The following is a 17,669-nucleotide window of genomic DNA, read 5'->3' on the forward strand; positions in this document are numbered from 1 at the left end:
AAAATCTTCACCTTATATCTCGTTTCCTCACTTCCTGCGCCTGCGTGACCAGATTCACCGGAAAATGTTCTATCACATATTCATCAAATCCTATTCCCAATCTTCTCGCGTCTCTTTCCATATTTTCCAGTTTTTCCAGCATGTGCTGCTGGTGACGCCTGATATGTTCCTCATTAGAAAAATCGCTTCCGTGTGGGGTTAACCAGGCTTGCTGTAAGGCCACCTCGTTGCGCAGGGCTTCGAATCGTGTGTCCATCTGAAGAAAAGCAGTATGAAAATATTCCAGCTTTTCCAAGAGGGAACGATCAAAGTGATACTGTAAAATATTGGCTAACTGGGTTTTAAGGTTGATATTCCGGTTTTCCAGTACGGCCAGTTGTTTTTTGCACCTGTCAAGGGCATTGCGCAAGTCTTCCATCGCTAAAAATCTTATCAGTTCAAAGATACTTAGCGTCTGTTTGGCCAAACAGGATACGGGTCAGTAGGAAAACTGATTTTTATCATGCTTAGTTTACGAGGTTCGCCAGCTTTTGTTCATTCAGGATCGTGATAACCCCTTGTTTAATCTCCAGTAACTTTTCATCTCTGAAGTCACCCAGTGTCCTGATCATGGATTCGGTAGCTGTACCTGCGATAGTCGCCAGATTTTCTCTGGAGATGTCTATCGAGAATGGCTGATCCTTGGTTACATGGTATTTCTTTTTCAGGAAAAGGAGAGCTTCGGCCACTTTTTTACGCAGGGAGCTGTAAGCGATGTGCAGCAGTTGTTGTTCCTTTTCTGTGATGTTTTTGGCCAGCAGGCGTATAAATTGCTGGGCTACTTCCCTGTTATTGTTAATGAGTGTCTCAAAGTCTTCTCTGGGGATGGCGGTCAGTTCACAATCGTCCAGTGCTTCTGCATTTTCGTGATAGTTACTGCCTTCCAGGAGGGCTACATAGCCCAGGAAGTCGCCAGCGCTATAAAGGTTAGCTGCCAGTTCTTTACCGTCATTATTCACCTTGTAGGTTTTTACTCTTCCTTTCTGTATGTAATACAGGCTGGTAGGGCGGTTGCCTTCCTGGTAAATGAGTTGTTTCTTTTTGAACCGGTCGGTGTTACCTTCTTCCATGAGGGTCTGCAGTGTGTTCGTACCGGTTGCACTCGTCAATAGTTGTTGTAATCCTTCCATATCTGACGTAAGTTCCAGTTTCTTAACAGCGGCTTTTTTGAGCCTTCTCTCCACGGCATTCAGCAGGTCGGTGCCACTGAATGGCTTTGTGATATAATCGTCCGCACCCATTTCCATGCCTTTACGGAAATCTCCACGTTCACTTTTGGCGGTAAGAAAAATAAAGGGGGTATCCTGTACGTCGGGGTTCTTTTGCAGCAGGTGCAGTACCCCATATCCGTCTAATACGGGCATCATGATATCACATACCACCAGGTCCGGTTGGTGTTCCAGAGCCAGTTCTACGCCGGTTTTGCCGTTTTCGGCGGTAATTACTTTGTAGTTGGCAAGCTCAAGGATCTCGGCGGTGTTCTCGCGAATATCGTCGTTGTCTTCTATGAGTAAGATAGTTTTCATCATTTGAGCGTTTTAGTTAAGATTGCAGAAAGGTCACTGTAAAGGTAGTACCTTTATTTAACTCACTCTTACATGTGATCTTTCCGTTCATCAATTCTGCGTATTTACTTACAATGTGCAGCCCTAATCCCGTCCCCTGTATATTGCTGACATTGGTGCCCCTGAAAAACCGCTCAAACAAATGCTGTTGGTCCTCTTCGGAGATACCTATACCGGAATCGCTTACTTCGAGTTTGATAATATGTCCTTTCTGAAGTGTGCTGACGCGGATCACCCCATATTTTCCGGAGAATTTGATCGCGTTGCCCAGTAAATTGAGCAGGATATGTTTAATCAGCGAAGGATCCAGTTTTACTTTGGAAGGGCCTTTGTGTTCATATTCGATTTTCTGGCCTTCCTGCACAAGATCCTGCATTTCCTGGATAATGGCAGTGGTGTGTAGCTGCATATCGAAGGTGTTGCTTCTGACTGTTACACCTCCTTCTTCAATTTTTCCGACAGACAGGAAATCATTCAATACTTCGGTGAGCAGGGTCACGGAAGAGATGATTCGTTGTATATGTTTACTTCTTTTAGGTTGGTCTTCTGTATTTATATATTGGTTTACGAGGAAAGCAGAGGAAAGAATGGTGCTCAGCGGCGTCCTGAACTCATGGGAGGCCATGGAAACGAAGCGGCTTTTCAGTTCACTCAGTTCTTTTTCCTTGTTCAGCGCTATCATCACTTCCTGTTTGGAAAGTTCCAGTTGTTCCAGGGCCTGTGTGAGTTGCTGGGTACGCTCAGCGATCTTCTGTTCCAGCTCGTTATGCATTTTTTCAAGCTTTTCTTCCGCCTTTTTCCTTTCAGTGATATTATTGATATAGGAGATGACGAAAGAGCCTTCTGCATGTTGGTATTGACTGAGGCTGACCTCAACGGAGAATTCAGAGCCATCTTTTTTGAGTGCAAAAAGATCCATGCCGATACCCATAGGGCGGCTTTGGGGCTGGCTACTGAAACCGTCGCGAAATTCTTCGTGTTTGGACCGGAAGCGCATAGGCAGTAGGCGCTCGATGGTCTCGCCAATGAGCTCTTCTCTTTGATAACCAAATTGTTCCAGTGCGAAGTCGTTTATTAGCACGATCTCGCCCTGCCGGTTGGTGACCAGTATGCCAATGCTGGCAAAATTGAACAGGGCTTCAAAGCGCTGTAGTTCTTTATCGTATTCCTTTTTATACAGGTTGTTACCGTAGAGCATAGTTACAAGATCAGCCTAACAGCTGTAAAATTCCGCTACGGTGGGGTGAATGCATATGATCAGTGTCAGTAGTTCCGGTGATTATCATCATCGGCCATAGGGGGCAAGCCATTTGGCCGCCAGCGATGGCCAGGTTTCGCCTGCCACGTTGCCTTTGCGAAGGCCGTATCCATGACCGCCTTTTGCGAGAAAGTGCAGTTCTACCGGCACTTTTGCATCCCGGAGAGCGCCTGCCATGACCAGGGCACTGTTGCCATAAGGATCATCTGCAGTGGCGAAGAGGAACATAGGAGGGGTGTTGGCGTTTACTTTCAGCTCAGGGGTAAGGGAACGGTTTTCTCCCTTGTCAAGGTAAGCAGGGTAGATCAGGACACTGAAGGCCGGTTTGGCAGATTGATTGTCTGCCGCATCTGCTTTTTTGTAACTGTCTGCATCATAAAGGGTACTGATACGGGCACTGAGGCTACCGCCGGCGGAGAAGCCCAGTATACCTACTTTGTCAGCGTTGATCTTATATTCCGCTGCCCTGCTTTTTACGAGGCGGATGGCACGTTGTGCATCCTGTAAGGCGCCTTGTTCTTTGTCAGGTACACGGTATTGGAGTACGAAGGCAGTGAAACCAAGGGTATTGAGCCATTTGGCGATTTCATAACCCTCGTGGTTGATAGCGAGTATTTTATAACCACCACCGGGACACACGATAACTGCTGCACCATTGGGTTTGGCAGGGCGGAATACCTGGAGGGTAGGGTCGGTCACGTCGGTGAGACGGACTACATTGTTGGATGTGTCGGGAGTGGCTTTAGCGGGGTGTTTCGGAGCAGTTTCTCCGGGAACATCGCCTGGCCATATATGAATAATGTCTTTATCCTGGGCAATTGCATGCATACTAATAGCTAATACTATGACGAGTAGTCTGATAGTTTTCATAAGTGGAAAAGTATGGAATAAAAGTAAGTATTCTGAGATAGAAAAAAAATGTTTTAGGTCATACTTTGATCTTGTACCGGATTTCAAAATAATAAAAAACTTATCTTCGTCAGACTCAAAATAACCAAAATACTGTATCTATGAAAACATTGTTGTCCCGCATGGTAGGGGTGATCCTATTCACCTGCTATTTGCTACCCATTCATTCTCAATCCTTATCATCCGTTATTGACAGCACAGAGTGGAACACGTTTTTCCCTCACCGCTTCAATCCTGACGATCGCACCGGCGCTGGTACATTGCCCACGACTGCTGCTAAGGATTTTTATTCCTACGCTAATTTTGCCAAAGCTGTGACATGGATGAGCAATATAAAGATTATTGTAGAGCGGCGTTGTGCTACTAATCTGTATCGCCTGACCCGCGTGGACAAAACTACCGGATCTTCTATTGTGATCCGTACGGTAGATGGGTTTAATAGCTCTACTAACAATATCATCACCACCACAGTGGATTATGGCACCTTTGCGAATGAAGGTGACCTGACGGTGCGGAGGCGGGAGCTGATGGCGTTCCTGGCGAACATTTCGCAGGAAACCACTGGTGGCTGGGCGACAGCACCGGGTGGTCAATATGCCTGGGGATTGTATTTCAGGGAGGAAGTAGGGTATGAGGGTACCACGAATATTGGTTACAGAGATGAAACCAATACAGAATATCCGCCTGCTGCAGGCAAGTCTTATCATGGTCGTGGCCCGATCCAGCTGAGTTATAATTATAACTATGGTCAGGCGAGTGAGTTTATCTTCGGTGATAAGAATGTATTGCTGGCCAATCCGGAGAAGGTGATTGAAGATGGGGCGATTGCATTTGAAACCGCGATCTGGTTCTGGATGGCGGAACAATATCCAAAACCTTGTTGTCATGATGTGATGATTCCCGGCAAGTGGGTACCGACAGCTACGCAGACTGCTGCAGGGATCAAGGCAGGTTTTGGCGCGACGGTGAATATTATTAATGGAGGTGTAGAATGTGGCGGTGGTACGGAGAAAGCGCAGGTAGTAGGCCGCATTGGTCATTATACCCGCTATACCGGTTTGAAAGGCGTGAGCCTGGAGCTGGATGGTGGCAATAATGCCAGTAATTGTGGTTGTGCGAATATGAGCCAGTTTGTGATTGATAATATGGAGTGCAGCCAGATCGTATCGCTTACATTTACTGCTCCTGCAAATGGTATACTGGATGTGACCAGTCTTTCTCCGGTTACATTATCAGTGGCTAAGAATGATCCTAATAATGAGGTGACGGCAGTATATATTAAGATAGATGGTCAGCGGTTGAGTGGAACGAGTGTATCCTGGACACCCTCTGCATATAAGTCTTATACCGCTACAGCGGTGGCGTTGCGGAATGGCAAGGATTCTGTGGTGACGACTACGACATTTGCGGTATGGAATAGCCAGACATTTGCAGGTTGTGCATATTTGCCGGCCTGGGATGCGACGAAGAATTATACGACAGCTGGAAATATCGTGCTGTATAATTCTATCGTGTATAGAAATCAGTGGTGGGCAGGTAGTGCAGACGTTCCGGGTGGTAATGATACGTGGGCAGTGGTAGGAACATGTTCTGGTAATGGCGGGAATGGTGGTGGAAATGGACAAAGTTGTGGTAGTATTCCGGGTTGGACACAGGGCGGTATATATGTAGCCGGTAATCAGGTGGCGTATGGAGGAAAGATATACCAGGCGAAGTGGTGGACACAGGGTAATCAGCCTGATTTGAATGTAGGAGATGGTTTGCCATGGACGTATGTGGGAGTGTGTAGTGCTTCAGCGGTGTCAGTGTCAGGGTCTGGGTCTGCATCTGGGTCTGCAAAGGCAGGCGTTGCTTCAGCAACTGATAAACCTGCTGTAGCAGCTTCCGGTAACACACTTGTAACTACAACGGCATTGACGGTTTATCCAAATCCTGTTAGTGGTAATACTTTAACATTGAATATTAATAATGCTACTAATGAGCAGTTGGAAGTATCCTTATTAGATGTACAATCAGGTAATCCTGTATTGCAGAAATTGATTACAAGTGGTACGGTACAGCTGGATATCAGTACCGTGTCTGCGGGTATATGGGTCCTGAAAGTGAATGGAAAAGCTGGCTTAATTGGCAGTGCAAAAATAATCAGGATCCGGTAATTAGTCTTGAACCGCTCATCCAAAAGATCAATTGAAGGCCCCGTGTCAGCAGCCTACGTCGCAAGCGTATGAAATTTGCGAAGCAAATTTCATACGCTTGCGTAACTAAATGGCCTCTTTATGCGTTTAAATAAAATGCGAACCATTTACTTACTTCTGACCGTAGCGCTGCTCAGTAGCTGTAGCAAGAAAATCACTCCTGAAAAAGAAGGAGAATGTACCAAATATGCCATCGTATCCATATCTCGTATCGAACACGTCAACGACAGCATCAAAGTATATTTCAATGTCAATAACGGCTGTGGGCAGTTTAACAAATTTATAGAAAAGGACTCTGCCGGTGCCCATATCGTAACCGTACAGGCTGTCTACAAAGGCTGCTTCTGTACCATGGATATTCCGGAGCGTTCTGCCAGCTACAAATTCAAACCTACCAAATCCGGCACCTCCTTCCTGACATTCAGAGGAGTAAACGGTGATGATATTACGGAAACTATCGATGTAAAATAAAAAGAGGCTGGTTGCATAAACCAGCCTCTTTCATCTTATCCCGCTGCTTTCACTTTTTTTAAATGTACGCTTGGCGGCACCCCAAACTGGGTCTTAAAACACTTACTGAAATAAAACGGATCATTCATCCCCACTTTATAGGCCACCTCCGCCACCGTATATTCTCCTGTATTCAACAATTCTGCCGCCTTTTTTACCCTCACTAACCTGATGTATTCATTTGGCGAATACCCTGTCAGTCCTTTTACTTTTTTGTAAAATAAGGTCCTGCCCATTTTCATGGAGAGTGCAAAATCATCTACAGAGAACTGCGCATTATCCAGGTTCTTTTCAATGATCACATTGATCTTATCTAAGAATTGCTGATCTGCTTCATTTTCTGAAATATGTACGGCAAAGAAACCCGGATCATTCGCAAAGCGCTTCCTGATCTTTTCCCGTTGTTCTATAATCCTGATAATAGTGGTCAGTAAGAACCGTGTGCTGAAAGGCTTGGTGATATAAGCATCCGCACCTGCATTAATACCCTGTAACTGGTGCTCCCCACTGGACAATGCTGTGAGTAATACTACTGGTATATGACAGGTCTGGAATTCACTTCTTATCTTATGTGTGATATCTAATCCACTCATCTCAGGGAGCATTACATCGCAAACAATGAGGTCCGGAGATTGTGCAATGGCTTGTTCTAATCCTTCCCTGCCATTTGCCGCTGTATCAATATGGAAATAACGACCTAATGTCGTTGCCAGGTACGCAGCAATATCGGCATTGTCTTCAATGATCAATACATTGTACCTGGAACTGGGTTGTGGTATTGCTGAGGTGTCTGTATCATCCATAAAAGGAATCACAGGTTCTTTAGATACTACCTGTAGGGCAATTTCATCTGCCTGGTACGCCTGTTTGTGAATGGGAAGGTTTATTTTGAATGTCACACCCGCATCTGCATTATTCTCAAAACTAATCTCTCCTTTGTGCAGGGTGACCAGTTCTTTGGTCAGTGACAAACCTAAGCCGGTGCCAGTGGGAGAGAAGGTCAATTGTGTGAACCGCTGGAATACGAGATGTTGTTTCTCTTCGGAAATAGCAATGCCGTTGTCGATCACTTTGATGGATAGGTCATTGCTGACCGTTACGTCCAGATTGATCCTCCCGCCTGTAGGTGTGAACTTATGTGCATTGGAGAGTAAGTTATACAGCATTTTATCCAGCTTACCCTGGTCCACCCAGGCCATACAGGCATCTACATTGGCCTGAAAGTTTAAGGTAATTTGCTTTTGCGCAGCGAGGTCCGTAAATCCATTACAGATGTCCTGTATAAACCGGATCACTTCTGTTTCCTGTACCTGCAGCTGTAATTTATTATGCTGTATTTTCCTGAAATCCAGTAACTGATCTGCAAGGCGCATGAGGTGTGCTACCTGTCTCTGCATGATATGCAGGTGCTTGCCTGCTGGCTTGCCCGGAAGCAATTGTTCCATCGCACTCACGATGAGTGATAACGGTGTTCTGAACTCATGTGAGATATCTGTAAAGAAATTGAGTTTGTATTCAGTCAGCTCCTTTTCTAATGTCACCGCATGTTGTAAGCGGTGGATACGTTTGTTCACAGTACGCACCCCCATGATGAGACAAATGATGAATCCAAGGTACCCGATGATGGCAATATTCGAACGCCAGAAAGGGGGCAGTACGATGAGCTGTATACGTGCTACCTGCTTACTCCATGTACCATCATCATTCGTACCCCTTATTTTGAAAGTATATTTTCCTGGAGGAAGATTACGATAAGTAGCCACATTATAACTGGAAGGTGCATTCCATTCATCTTCATAATTCTCTAAGATATAGGTGTACTTATTCTGCTGCGGATTTCTGAATGCCAGAGAGGCAAATGAAATGCTGAATACTTTCTGTCCGGGTTCTAAAGTGATCGCTTTGGCTGTACTGATAGATTCTTCTAAAGGCACAGGATTGCCTGCCACACTGAGTCCTGTCAGGAATACAGGGGCATCGCTATTGCCGTTTTTCAATTGCTCAGGAAAGAAGCTGTAAAAGCCATTCATGCTACCCCATAGCAACTGCCCGTTTCCTCTTTTAAAACAGGCACCTTCAGAAAATAAATTGCCCAGTGCATTATTGGCAAAATAAAATACTTCGAAGGTGCTCTTCTCAGGATTGAACCGGGTCAGGCCGTTTTCGGTACTCACCCATAGATTTCCCTGTGCATCTTCGAGCATACTATTTACAACATCATGAGAAAGTCCCTGTTCGGTGGTATAATTAATAAACTTCCTTTTGTTTCGTACAAACTGGCTGAAACCACCGCCGGTAGTACCTATCCAGATCCTACCGGTATGATCTTCGCAAAGGCTTTTGATTTCATTACTCCCTAGTCCTGCCTGGTAGGTGGTCACTTTATTTTGACCCGACAGTAAATTGTCAGGATTAAATACGAGTATACCATTGTTTGTACCTGCCCATATCTGGTTTTGTTGATCCTGCATTAAGCAACGAACGTAAACGGGGTTTACCCCATCATGAAAGAAACTCTTCCAATCCAGTGAATTGCCACCATTGTAAGTAGCGAGGTATAAACCACTCCCAAAGGTACCTACCCACATTCGCCGCTGGCGGTCCTGCATGATGGTGTACACGAGCCGGTTGTCACCTGTGGGCAACAGAAAATGTCTTGCCTTATGTTGTAGTGAATCACGATGTACAATGTACACGCCATCGCCTTTGGTCCCTATCCAGAGGTATCCCCGGGCGTCTTCTGTGATACAATAGATATTGGCGCATTGTCCGGGTAGCAGGTGTTCTAAAGAACGTGTCTTTTCGAGGTGATCATTATACAGATACAACGCACCATTGCGGGTACTTACCCATATGCGGTGATAGCTGTCTTCGAAGATGGTCTTTACCCCATTGGCAGTATACCTTTCAGGTGTCTGTGTCTCCGGGAAAATATGGGTGACATGCAGGGATTGCGGGGTTAGTTTTTGCAGACCGGTATGTTCCGCGCCTACCCATATCAAACCGGAACGATCAGCGATTACGCTGAGCAGGTAATTTGTACTTAATCCATTGGGATTGTCAGGGTCGTATACAAACCGCTGTACCTGCCTGTTGAGTTTATCAAAGCAATACAGACCGCCTCCATAGGTGGTGATCCATACCTTGCCTTTGTGATCTGCTGCGAAGACAAACCTGCAATCGTCTATGACCTTCATGACATTGGCAGGAATGAGGGAAATGCGCTGGCTGAATTCCTGTTCCGGATCGAAGTACCAGACATTGCCGGAATGGTTATTGACCCAGATGCCATGGTCCTGGTCAGTTTCTATATCGATATGACCGGGTATTTCTTCACCAAAGAGTTTTTTGATAGAACTCAGTTGGTTTGATTTTAAATCTACTATTTGCAGCCCATGCTGCTGGGTACCTAATAAGATCCTGTTATTAGCTAAAATAGCAGCATCTGTCAATGTCACGCCGGCAGGGAGGAAAGCTAAATCATTTTTCAGGGATTGTTTTGTAGACAGGTTATATATTATTATCCCCTGTTTTTTAATAAAATACAACTGTTGATCCTTCGCTATTGCTTTAATAAAGTTCCCTTCACAGATCTTTATAGCATTGCCCCGGGCATCCAGTTTGTATAAATTCTTATCCGTACCTATCCATTGTTCATGTTGCGGGTCTTCAAATACAAAGTGTACAGCTCCCAGTGCGTATCTTTTGCCATTGTGCAGGCACCCGTTATTTTTACTATATAGCCATACTCCCTGTGAGGCTTCGTACAGATGATCATAGGTCAGGTCTGCGCTGCCAGGTATTACATTGACAAAACTCTCCTTTTTGGGGTCAAAACAATGATAATGTCCCTCGGTTGTCTTGACCCAGATAATCCCTGATTGATCTTCATACAATGACCGGATCCGATTGTCACTAATAGGCAGGGGTACACCCTGGTTCGTGCGGTACACGGTAAATTTCCTGCCATCATACCGGTTCAACCCATTCAGTGTCCCTACCCAGATAAACCCTTTTTTGTCCTGGAGCAGACATCGCACGGTATTCTGGGACAACCCGTCATGAGTGGTTAATTGTTCCAGCCTGATATTGCCGGACGGATCTGTATAGGGATGTGTCGGGCCGGCCGACGAAAAGGATAGCCCGGTTAACGACGGCCATAGAAAGCCGTATAAAAGGAGGAAGTATTGTTGCAGTCGCATAACGTTTTTCTTTGCCGGCCTTGGTGGAAATCGCCGGATGGAATTTATAAAGCGTGAAATCAGTTCGTATGAGCAATATAAAAAAATAACCCCTACTCATTATCCTATAGTGTCTTAGCAACACTTTTTCGCACATTTTTCCATCCTTTTGTCAATTTATCCATGCCACTGACCACATATTTACAGGGTTTACTACAATTATCCATTGCACAATATTGATATAGGAGATAGATTTGAGGATATGATCAGGTCTATAGTTACGATTATTTGTTTGTATGTGATAATGCCGGCCCGGGCACAGCAATTTACCCGGCAACAGAATGCATTTCAAATCCACACCGCTACGCAATCCTTTCAGCTGGAATTTTGTACATCTTCCATGTTCAGGGTCAGCTATGGGGCGCCTTTCAAAGAGCCGTTGATGGTGAACAGGTACGATTGGGATAGTGTGGATGTACGGGTCAAAAGCGAGGGGGCCGGGTTGGAACTCAGTACTGCCAGTCTTCGGCTCATCATCAGTGCTGCCGGCCACCTGGAAGTCTATTCCTCCAATGGTCAGCTCCTTTCTTCCGAAAAAAGCGCCGATTCCCTTGGGGTGAAAAAGGTGCTTCAATCCGATGAGCACTTCTTTGGCTTTGGAGAGCGAATGGACTTCCTGGATCAGCGCGGAAAGAAAGTGCAAATGGAGGTAGGCAGGGGAAAAGAGAAGCCACATATCGTGGGGGCTTACAATGTACTGCAGGCGAATTATAGCCCGGTACCTTTCTTCATGAGTACGAAAGGATACGGCATTTTCCTCCATACCACCTATAATTCCACCTGGGATATGGGGAATACGGAATCAGATGCATATAGTTTTTCAGCAGCTCAGGGGCCGCTGGAATATTATTTTATATATGGACCTCAGTTTACGGGAATACTGGATCTGTATACCCAGTTGACCGGCAAGTCGCCCTTACTGCCAAAATTTGCCCTCGGTTTGCATGTGGGCACTTATAGTGGAGGTACATGGGGGCATGAGGAACTGACTTCTGCAGCGTATGTGATTGAACTGGCCCGCCGGTTTAGGGAAATGGGTATTCCTGTAGATATTCTCTTCCTGGATTCTACATGGAGACAGTTTGGCAAGAACGGGGGCAAGGGGGCTACTTCTTTTGAATGGAGAGAGACATTCCATAACCCGAAGGCAATGTTCGACACCCTGTATAACCTGCATTATAACATGGTGGGGCTGCACATTCGTCCAAGGATAGACAATGGCACCCGGTTTAAGTTGTTAGACACGGCCAGAGAATTACATTATACCTATCCGGAGGCTAATAACCCCGGGGAGTTTATCAACTACTTTGATACTGCTGCTGTGAGCTGGTGGTGGAACCATGCAGCGATGAAAGTGGCGGCTGTAGGAGCACGGTTCTTCAAGACAGATGAAGGTAGTGCCTTTGGTGCGCTGGCCAATGAAAGTGCGAAGACGGGACCCGTTGGCCCTGAGGCACAGCGATTACACAATGTATTTCCGATAGCATATGCGAAGGCGGCGTACGAACAGTTTGGGGCTTACAACCAGCTGCGTGGTTTGAACCAGACCCGCGAAGGGTATGCAGGTATTCAGCGATTCCCTTTCATCTTTGCGGGTGACTGGCCCAGTCAATGGCAGTACTTTGGTCCTGTGATCAAAGCAGGTTTGAATATAGGTGTATCTGGTGTAGGTTACTGGGCGCATTGTATGGGTGGTTTTGAGCAACCTGCAGATCCTGAGTTGTATGTTCGCTGGGTGCAGTTTGGTATGCTGAGTCCTGTAGCCTTATTGTTTGGCATGGATCATCCTGGTTATAAAGAACCCTGGCGTTATGGTAAGGAGGCGACGGATATTTTTAAGCAATATGATGAACTGAGATATAGTTTGCTGCCTTACCTTTATAGCACCAGCTATCATCAGTATAAAACAGGTACGCCCATTATGCAGGCCCTTGTACTGGCATACCAGGATGATGTGAATGTGTACAACATCACAGATCAGTACCTCTTAGGAGAAAATATCATGGTATGTCCGGTGACGGAAAAAGGCGCTGCGACCCGTGTTGTTTACCTGCCCCAAGGCGAATGGATCGACTACTGGACAGGCAAACATTACGATGGTAAAAGTTACCTGAATGCCATATGTCCGCTTGACAAAGTACCTATCTTCATCAAAGCAGGCAGTATTATCCCGAAACAACAGGTTGTTCAGTACGTAGGCCAGCGTGTGATAGACAATGTAATACTGGAAATTTACCCGGGCATAGGTAGTACTGACCTATATACCGATGATGGTAAAAGCCTGCAATACCAGCAGGGTATTTATTCCATTACCCACATAGATCAGCGGACAGAGAATGGCGGTTGCCGCATACACATCAGTGCACCTGAAGGAAAATACCACGCTCCCACCAAAACCTTTACCCTCAGGGTACATGTAGAGAAAGCTCCTGCCAATGGCAAGGGGCAATACGATGCTACTAATCAGGTATATACGATTGAAGGCATCGATGCTACCAAAGAAAATACGATACTCATCAACTGATATGAAACAAACAGGATTGATAGCACTGCTGCTTGGCTGTATGCTGTCTGTAAAAGCACAAACGATCTCCCTGAAGGGAGAATGGCAGTTCACCACCGACTCTGCCGGACAATGGAGCACCGTGAAATTGCCGGGTTCTATGCTGGAAAATAATAAAGGAGAGGAGGTGTCGGTGAATACAAGGTGGACGGGGAGTATCTATGATAGCTCCTGGTACTTCAATCCTGAAATGGCGAAATACCGGGTGCCGGGGAATATTAAGTATCCATTCTGGCTCACACCGGCAAAGACGTATGTAGGGCCGGCATGGTATAAGAAGGTGGTGGATATTCCGGCAGACTACGCGGATCGCAGAATTACATTTACGATGGAAAGGCCGCACTGGGAAACAGTGGTGTATGTAGATGGACAGCGGGCCGGGATGCAGAATAGTATGAGTGCACCGCATGTGTATGATCTGTCCGGGTTATTAAGTCCGGGGAGGCATACGATATTAGTGCGGATTGATAATAGGATTAAGGAGATTAATGTAGGGCCGGATTCACATAGTCTGACGGATCATACGCAGGGGAATTGGAATGGTACGATCGGGAAGTTGGAGTTGAATGCGGGGGGAATGGTGTGGATGGAGGATGTGCAGGTGTATCCGGATGTGAAGAGGCGAATTGCAAAGATTAAATTATTAGTAGGGCGAAGAGGAATCAGATCTGTATCAGGTAAGTTTTTAATTACGGCAAATTGTGAAAATATTAAAGCCCCTTTAAAGGAAGTTCCTTTTCAATTGAATAAAGATACCACTGCTATTGTGATTGATTATCCAATGGGCAATGATGTATTGTTGTGGGATGAGTTCCATCCTGATTTGTATGAGCTAAAAATTCAGATGATACCTGCTGAAGGGGAGGCCAGTACTAAAAATATCACCTTTGGTATGCGGGAATTCAAAATTGCTGATACCCGGTTTTTTATAAACGGTAAACCTGTATTTCTGCGTGGCACAGTAGACAATGCCGTCTTCCCTTTAACAGGCTATCCACCTATGGATGAAGCAAGTTGGATACGCATCTTTCAGAAAGCAAAATCATACGGCCTCAATCACATGCGCTTCCATTCCTGGTGCCCACCGGAAGCCGCTTTCAGTGCAGCAGACAAAGTTGGTTTTTACCTGCAGCCGGAAGGCCCCAGCTGGGCGAACCATGGTACATCTTTAGGAGATGGCTTACCTGTAGATCAATATATTTATGATGAGACGAACCGCATTGCAAAAGCATATGGTAACTACGCCTCTTTTTGTATGCTGGCATATGGCAATGAACCCAAAGGTGGTCATCAGGTAGATTACCTCACACAGTTTATTGCTTATTGGAAAGAGAAGGATAACAGACGGGTATATACAGGCGCTTCTGTAGGCAATAGCTGGCCATTGGTGCCGGATAATGAATACATGGTGAAAGCCGGCGCCCGTGGTCTACGTTGGTCTACGTTGCCGGGTAGTGATTTTGATTACTATGATCGCATCAAAGATTTTCATGTGCCTTATGTGAGTCATGAAATGGGTCAGTGGTGTGTATATCCCGACTTTACTGAAATACCTAAATATACAGGTGTATACAAAGCAAAGAACTTTGAGATATTCCGTGATCAGCTCACAGCGCATCATATGGGTGCGCAGGCACATGATTTCTTTATGGCTTCCGGAAAATTGCAGGTATTATGTTATAAAGCAGAAATAGAGGCAGCTCTACGTACACCGGGTTTAGCGGGTATTCAGTTATTATCCATCAATGATTATCCGGGACAGGGTACCGCATTGGTAGGTGTATTGGATCCGTTCTGGAATGATAAGCCTTATATCAGTGACAAAGAATGGCGGCACTTTTGTAGTCCGACAGTACTGCTGGCGAGGATAAAGAAATTTGTATACACCAGTAACGATACTTTGCATGCAGCTATATCTGTGACGAACTTTGGAGAGAAATCTTTATCGGCGATGCACCCTCTCTGGAAGGTAAAAGACAAAACCGGTAAGATATTGCAACAAGGTACATTCCCGGTCACAGATATTCCATTGGGTGATAATATCCCTTTAGGTTACTTACACCTGCCTTTAAAATTTACAGGTAATATCAGTGTGGAAATTAGTCTCGATGGTACGGATATCAGCAACAGCTGGCAGCTGTGGGTATATGCGCCAACTTTGGATATTTCTGAAAAAGGTATTTATGTATGCGATACATTGGATGCCGCTGCACAAAAGGTATTGCAGGATGGTGGGAAGGTACTGTTGCTGGCAGCAGGAAAGGTACAACAAGGAAAAGAAGTCGTACAGAGTTTTACTCCTGTATTCTGGAATACCTCCTGGTTCAAGATGCGTCCGCCACATACATTAGGCATCTTATGTAATCCTACACATCCTGTATTTGCAGATTTTCCTACAGACTATTATAGCAACTATCAATGGTGGGAGCTGGTGAATAATACACAGGTCATGGAGCTGTCCAACTTTCCTGCTACTTTGACACCATTGGTACAAAATATAGATACCTGGTTCCTGAACAGACGATTAGGAATGATCGTGGAAGCGAAAGTAGGGAAGGGAAGATTGATCATCAGTAGTATTGATCTGAATAAAGAAGGAATAGTCACCCGCCAGCTGAAGTATAGTTTATTGAAGTATATGCAGTCTGCCAACTTCAAACCAGCTGTAGATGTGAAGCTGCCTGTGATACAGGAATTGTTCAGACCGGGTGCATCAAAGAAAGTAAACCTGTATACGAAGGATAGTCCGGATGAATTGAAGCCGACTGCTTTACGGTTACCTGCAGTAGTAGGCGATCATATGGTATTACAACAAAATGCGGATATAAACATCTGGGGATGGGGTATAGCTGGTGAGAAGGTGACGATCCGGAATAACTGGGATAATAAAACCATTGCGACCACAGTGGGTAAAGATGGCCGCTGGCAGGCGGTGCTGCCTACTGCCAAAGCAGGTGGGCCGTATACACTGGCGATAAATAATATCCGCTTATCTGATATTTATTTGGGTGAAGTGTGGTTGTGTTCCGGACAATCAAATATGGATATGACAGTAGCACGCGAAGATCGCTACTGGTGTGGCGTGTACAATGAAGCTGCGGAAGTTGCGGCAGCTAATTACCCATTGATCCGTGTTTTTGATACCGACTTTACACCAACTGATACCATTCAAACGGATGTAAAAGGCAAGTGGGAAATTTGTTCACCAGCTACAGTAGGTCACTTCTCTGCCGCCGCGTATTTCTTTGCAAGGCATCTGCAACAGCAGTTGCAGGTACCAATAGGTTTGCTCACCACTGCTTATGGTGGCAGTACGGCGGAAGCATGGGTAAGTAGAAAAGAATTAGCCGCTCATAACTTCCAGTCTTTATTGGATGCGTATGCGCAGAAAAAGGCTGTGTATGATACCAGCTTTACAGCGCGTGCAAAATATAAAACGGCGATGGAACGCTGGGTGGCAGATGCGGCTATCGCAAAGGCGGAGCATAAAGATCCTCCCCGGAATCCAAAAGATCCTAATCCTGAGCACGATCAGCATAGTCCTGCTGTATTGTACAATGGGATGGTAGCGCCGTTGATCCCTTTTACCATTAAAGGGGCTATCTGGTATCAGGGAGAGTCTAATGCCAACAATCCAAACATATACCGCTCTTTGATGGAGACATTGGTAGCCAGTTGGAGAGCTGAGTGGCATCAGGGAGATTTTCCTTTCTATTATGTGCAGTTAGCGAACTATGGTAAACCAGATTCATTGCCGGTAAGAGAAAATGGAACGGTGTTGATCAGACAGGCACAGCTGGAAAATTTAAGCATTCCAAATAGTGGGATGGCAGTGGCGATAGATAATGCGAATCCTGAAGATCCGGGGAATATACATCCAAAGAATAAGCAGGAGATAGGGTTGCGGTTAGGGTTAATTGCTGATGCAAATGTGTATAATAAAGAGGTCGCCTATAGTGGTCCGGTATTTTCAAAAATGGAAGTGCAAGGCAAACAGATCAGGTTATATTTTGAACATACAGATGGAGGATTGATGGCAAAAGGTGATACATTGAAAGGGTTTGCGATAGCAGGTGCAGATCAGCATTTTGTATTTGCAAATGCACGTATAGATGGGAATACGGTGATCGTATCAGCACCAGAAATAACAAAACCTACCATTGTAAGATATGGATGGGCCGGCAATCCTGCCACCAATTTATATAACAAAGCTGGCCTGCCAGCAAGTCCTTTCAAAACAGATTAATACAGCGTCTGGCCTTTTAGCCGGCCGCAGGCCAACGCCGCCACGCCGCCCGCAAAAAAATAGCTTCCGCCGAAGGCGGAAGCTATTTTTTTGCCAACAGATAACAGATTTTCCATCAAATAGTACAATCCTCCATTGTTCTC

General features: G+C 45.5%; 9 protein-coding genes. 4 read left to right on the forward strand and 5 right to left on the reverse strand.

The annotated features are described in order from the left end of the window. Window positions 1-7: 7 nt before the first annotated feature. The 4 genes from QQL36_RS20180 to QQL36_RS20195 all read right to left on the reverse strand — a co-directional run bounded on the left by QQL36_RS20180 (window position 8) and on the right by QQL36_RS20195 (window position 3,732). Complete coding sequence (locus tag QQL36_RS20180; protein ID WP_321566588.1) at window positions 8-418, reverse strand: hypothetical protein; 411 nt, start codon at window positions 416-418, stop codon at window positions 8-10. Window positions 419-506: 88 nt separating this feature from the next. After that, window positions 507-1,568 carry a response regulator gene (locus QQL36_RS20185; RefSeq protein ID WP_306460909.1) on the reverse strand — a complete coding sequence of 354 codons (1,062 nt, stop codon included), beginning with the start codon at window positions 1,566-1,568 and terminating at the stop codon, window positions 507-509. Between the two features lie 13 nt (window positions 1,569-1,581). After that, window positions 1,582-2,802, reverse strand: a complete 1,221-nt coding sequence (locus QQL36_RS20190) for a PAS domain-containing sensor histidine kinase (RefSeq protein ID WP_321566589.1) — start codon at window positions 2,800-2,802, stop codon at window positions 1,582-1,584. An 87-nt stretch (window positions 2,803-2,889) separates the two neighbouring features. After that, window positions 2,890-3,732 (reverse strand): alpha/beta hydrolase, encoded by an 843-nt coding sequence (locus tag QQL36_RS20195; RefSeq protein WP_083721786.1) that lies wholly within the window; start codon window positions 3,730-3,732, stop codon window positions 2,890-2,892. 140 nt (window positions 3,733-3,872) lie between these two features. Here QQL36_RS20195 and QQL36_RS20200 point away from each other — a divergent pair, with 140 nt between their 5' ends. Both QQL36_RS20200 and QQL36_RS20205 read left to right on the forward strand, forming a co-directional pair. Next, the gene (locus QQL36_RS20200; protein ID WP_321566590.1) at window positions 3,873-5,927 is read left to right on the forward strand and encodes a glycoside hydrolase family 19 protein; all 2,055 of its coding nucleotides are present in this window, start codon (window positions 3,873-3,875) and stop codon (window positions 5,925-5,927) included. A 120-nt stretch (window positions 5,928-6,047) separates the two neighbouring features. Beyond that, window positions 6,048-6,437, forward strand: coding sequence for a hypothetical protein (locus QQL36_RS20205; protein WP_321566591.1), 390 nt, complete (start codon window positions 6,048-6,050; stop codon window positions 6,435-6,437). Window positions 6,438-6,472: 35 nt separating this feature from the next. On the opposite strand, the gene QQL36_RS20210 is transcribed toward QQL36_RS20205, so the two are convergent. Beyond that, window positions 6,473-10,678 carry a two-component regulator propeller domain-containing protein gene (locus QQL36_RS20210; protein ID WP_321566592.1) on the reverse strand — a complete coding sequence of 1,402 codons (4,206 nt, stop codon included), beginning with the start codon at window positions 10,676-10,678 and terminating at the stop codon, window positions 6,473-6,475. A gap of 241 nt (window positions 10,679-10,919) precedes the next feature. On the opposite strand from QQL36_RS20210, the gene QQL36_RS20215 reads away from it, so the two are divergent. Continuing rightward, window positions 10,920-13,241 (forward strand): glycoside hydrolase family 31 protein, encoded by a 2,322-nt coding sequence (locus QQL36_RS20215; protein ID WP_321566593.1) that lies wholly within the window; start codon window positions 10,920-10,922, stop codon window positions 13,239-13,241. A 1-nt stretch (window position 13,242) separates the two neighbouring features. Beyond that, window positions 13,243-17,526: a sialate O-acetylesterase gene (locus QQL36_RS20220; RefSeq protein WP_321566594.1), complete on the forward strand. Its 4,284-nt coding sequence runs from the start codon at window positions 13,243-13,245 to the stop codon at window positions 17,524-17,526. The last annotated feature ends 143 nt before the right edge of the window (window positions 17,527-17,669 follow it).

The organism is Chitinophaga sp. LS1, assembly GCF_034274695.1.
Classification (GTDB): Bacteria; Bacteroidota; Bacteroidia; order Chitinophagales; family Chitinophagaceae; genus Chitinophaga.

Excerpts from the sequence above, each read along its gene's own strand:
- QQL36_RS20180 (WP_321566588.1), bottom strand. The coding sequence starts at position 418 with ATGGAAGACTTGCGCAATGCCCTTGACAGGTGCAAAAAACAACTGGCC.
- QQL36_RS20185 (WP_306460909.1), bottom strand. The coding sequence starts at position 1,568 with ATGATGAAAACTATCTTACTCATAGAAGACAACGACGATATTCGCGAG.
- QQL36_RS20190 (WP_321566589.1), bottom strand. The coding sequence starts at position 2,802 with ATGCTCTACGGTAACAACCTGTATAAAAAGGAATACGATAAAGAACTA.
- QQL36_RS20195 (WP_083721786.1), bottom strand. The coding sequence starts at position 3,732 with ATGAAAACTATCAGACTACTCGTCATAGTATTAGCTATTAGTATGCAT.
- QQL36_RS20200 (WP_321566590.1), top strand. The coding sequence starts at position 3,873 with ATGAAAACATTGTTGTCCCGCATGGTAGGGGTGATCCTATTCACCTGC.
- QQL36_RS20205 (WP_321566591.1), top strand. The coding sequence starts at position 6,048 with ATGCGTTTAAATAAAATGCGAACCATTTACTTACTTCTGACCGTAGCG.
- QQL36_RS20210 (WP_321566592.1), bottom strand. The coding sequence starts at position 10,678 with ATGCGACTGCAACAATACTTCCTCCTTTTATACGGCTTTCTATGGCCG.
- QQL36_RS20215 (WP_321566593.1), top strand. The coding sequence starts at position 10,920 with ATGATCAGGTCTATAGTTACGATTATTTGTTTGTATGTGATAATGCCG.
- QQL36_RS20220 (WP_321566594.1), top strand. The coding sequence starts at position 13,243 with ATGAAACAAACAGGATTGATAGCACTGCTGCTTGGCTGTATGCTGTCT.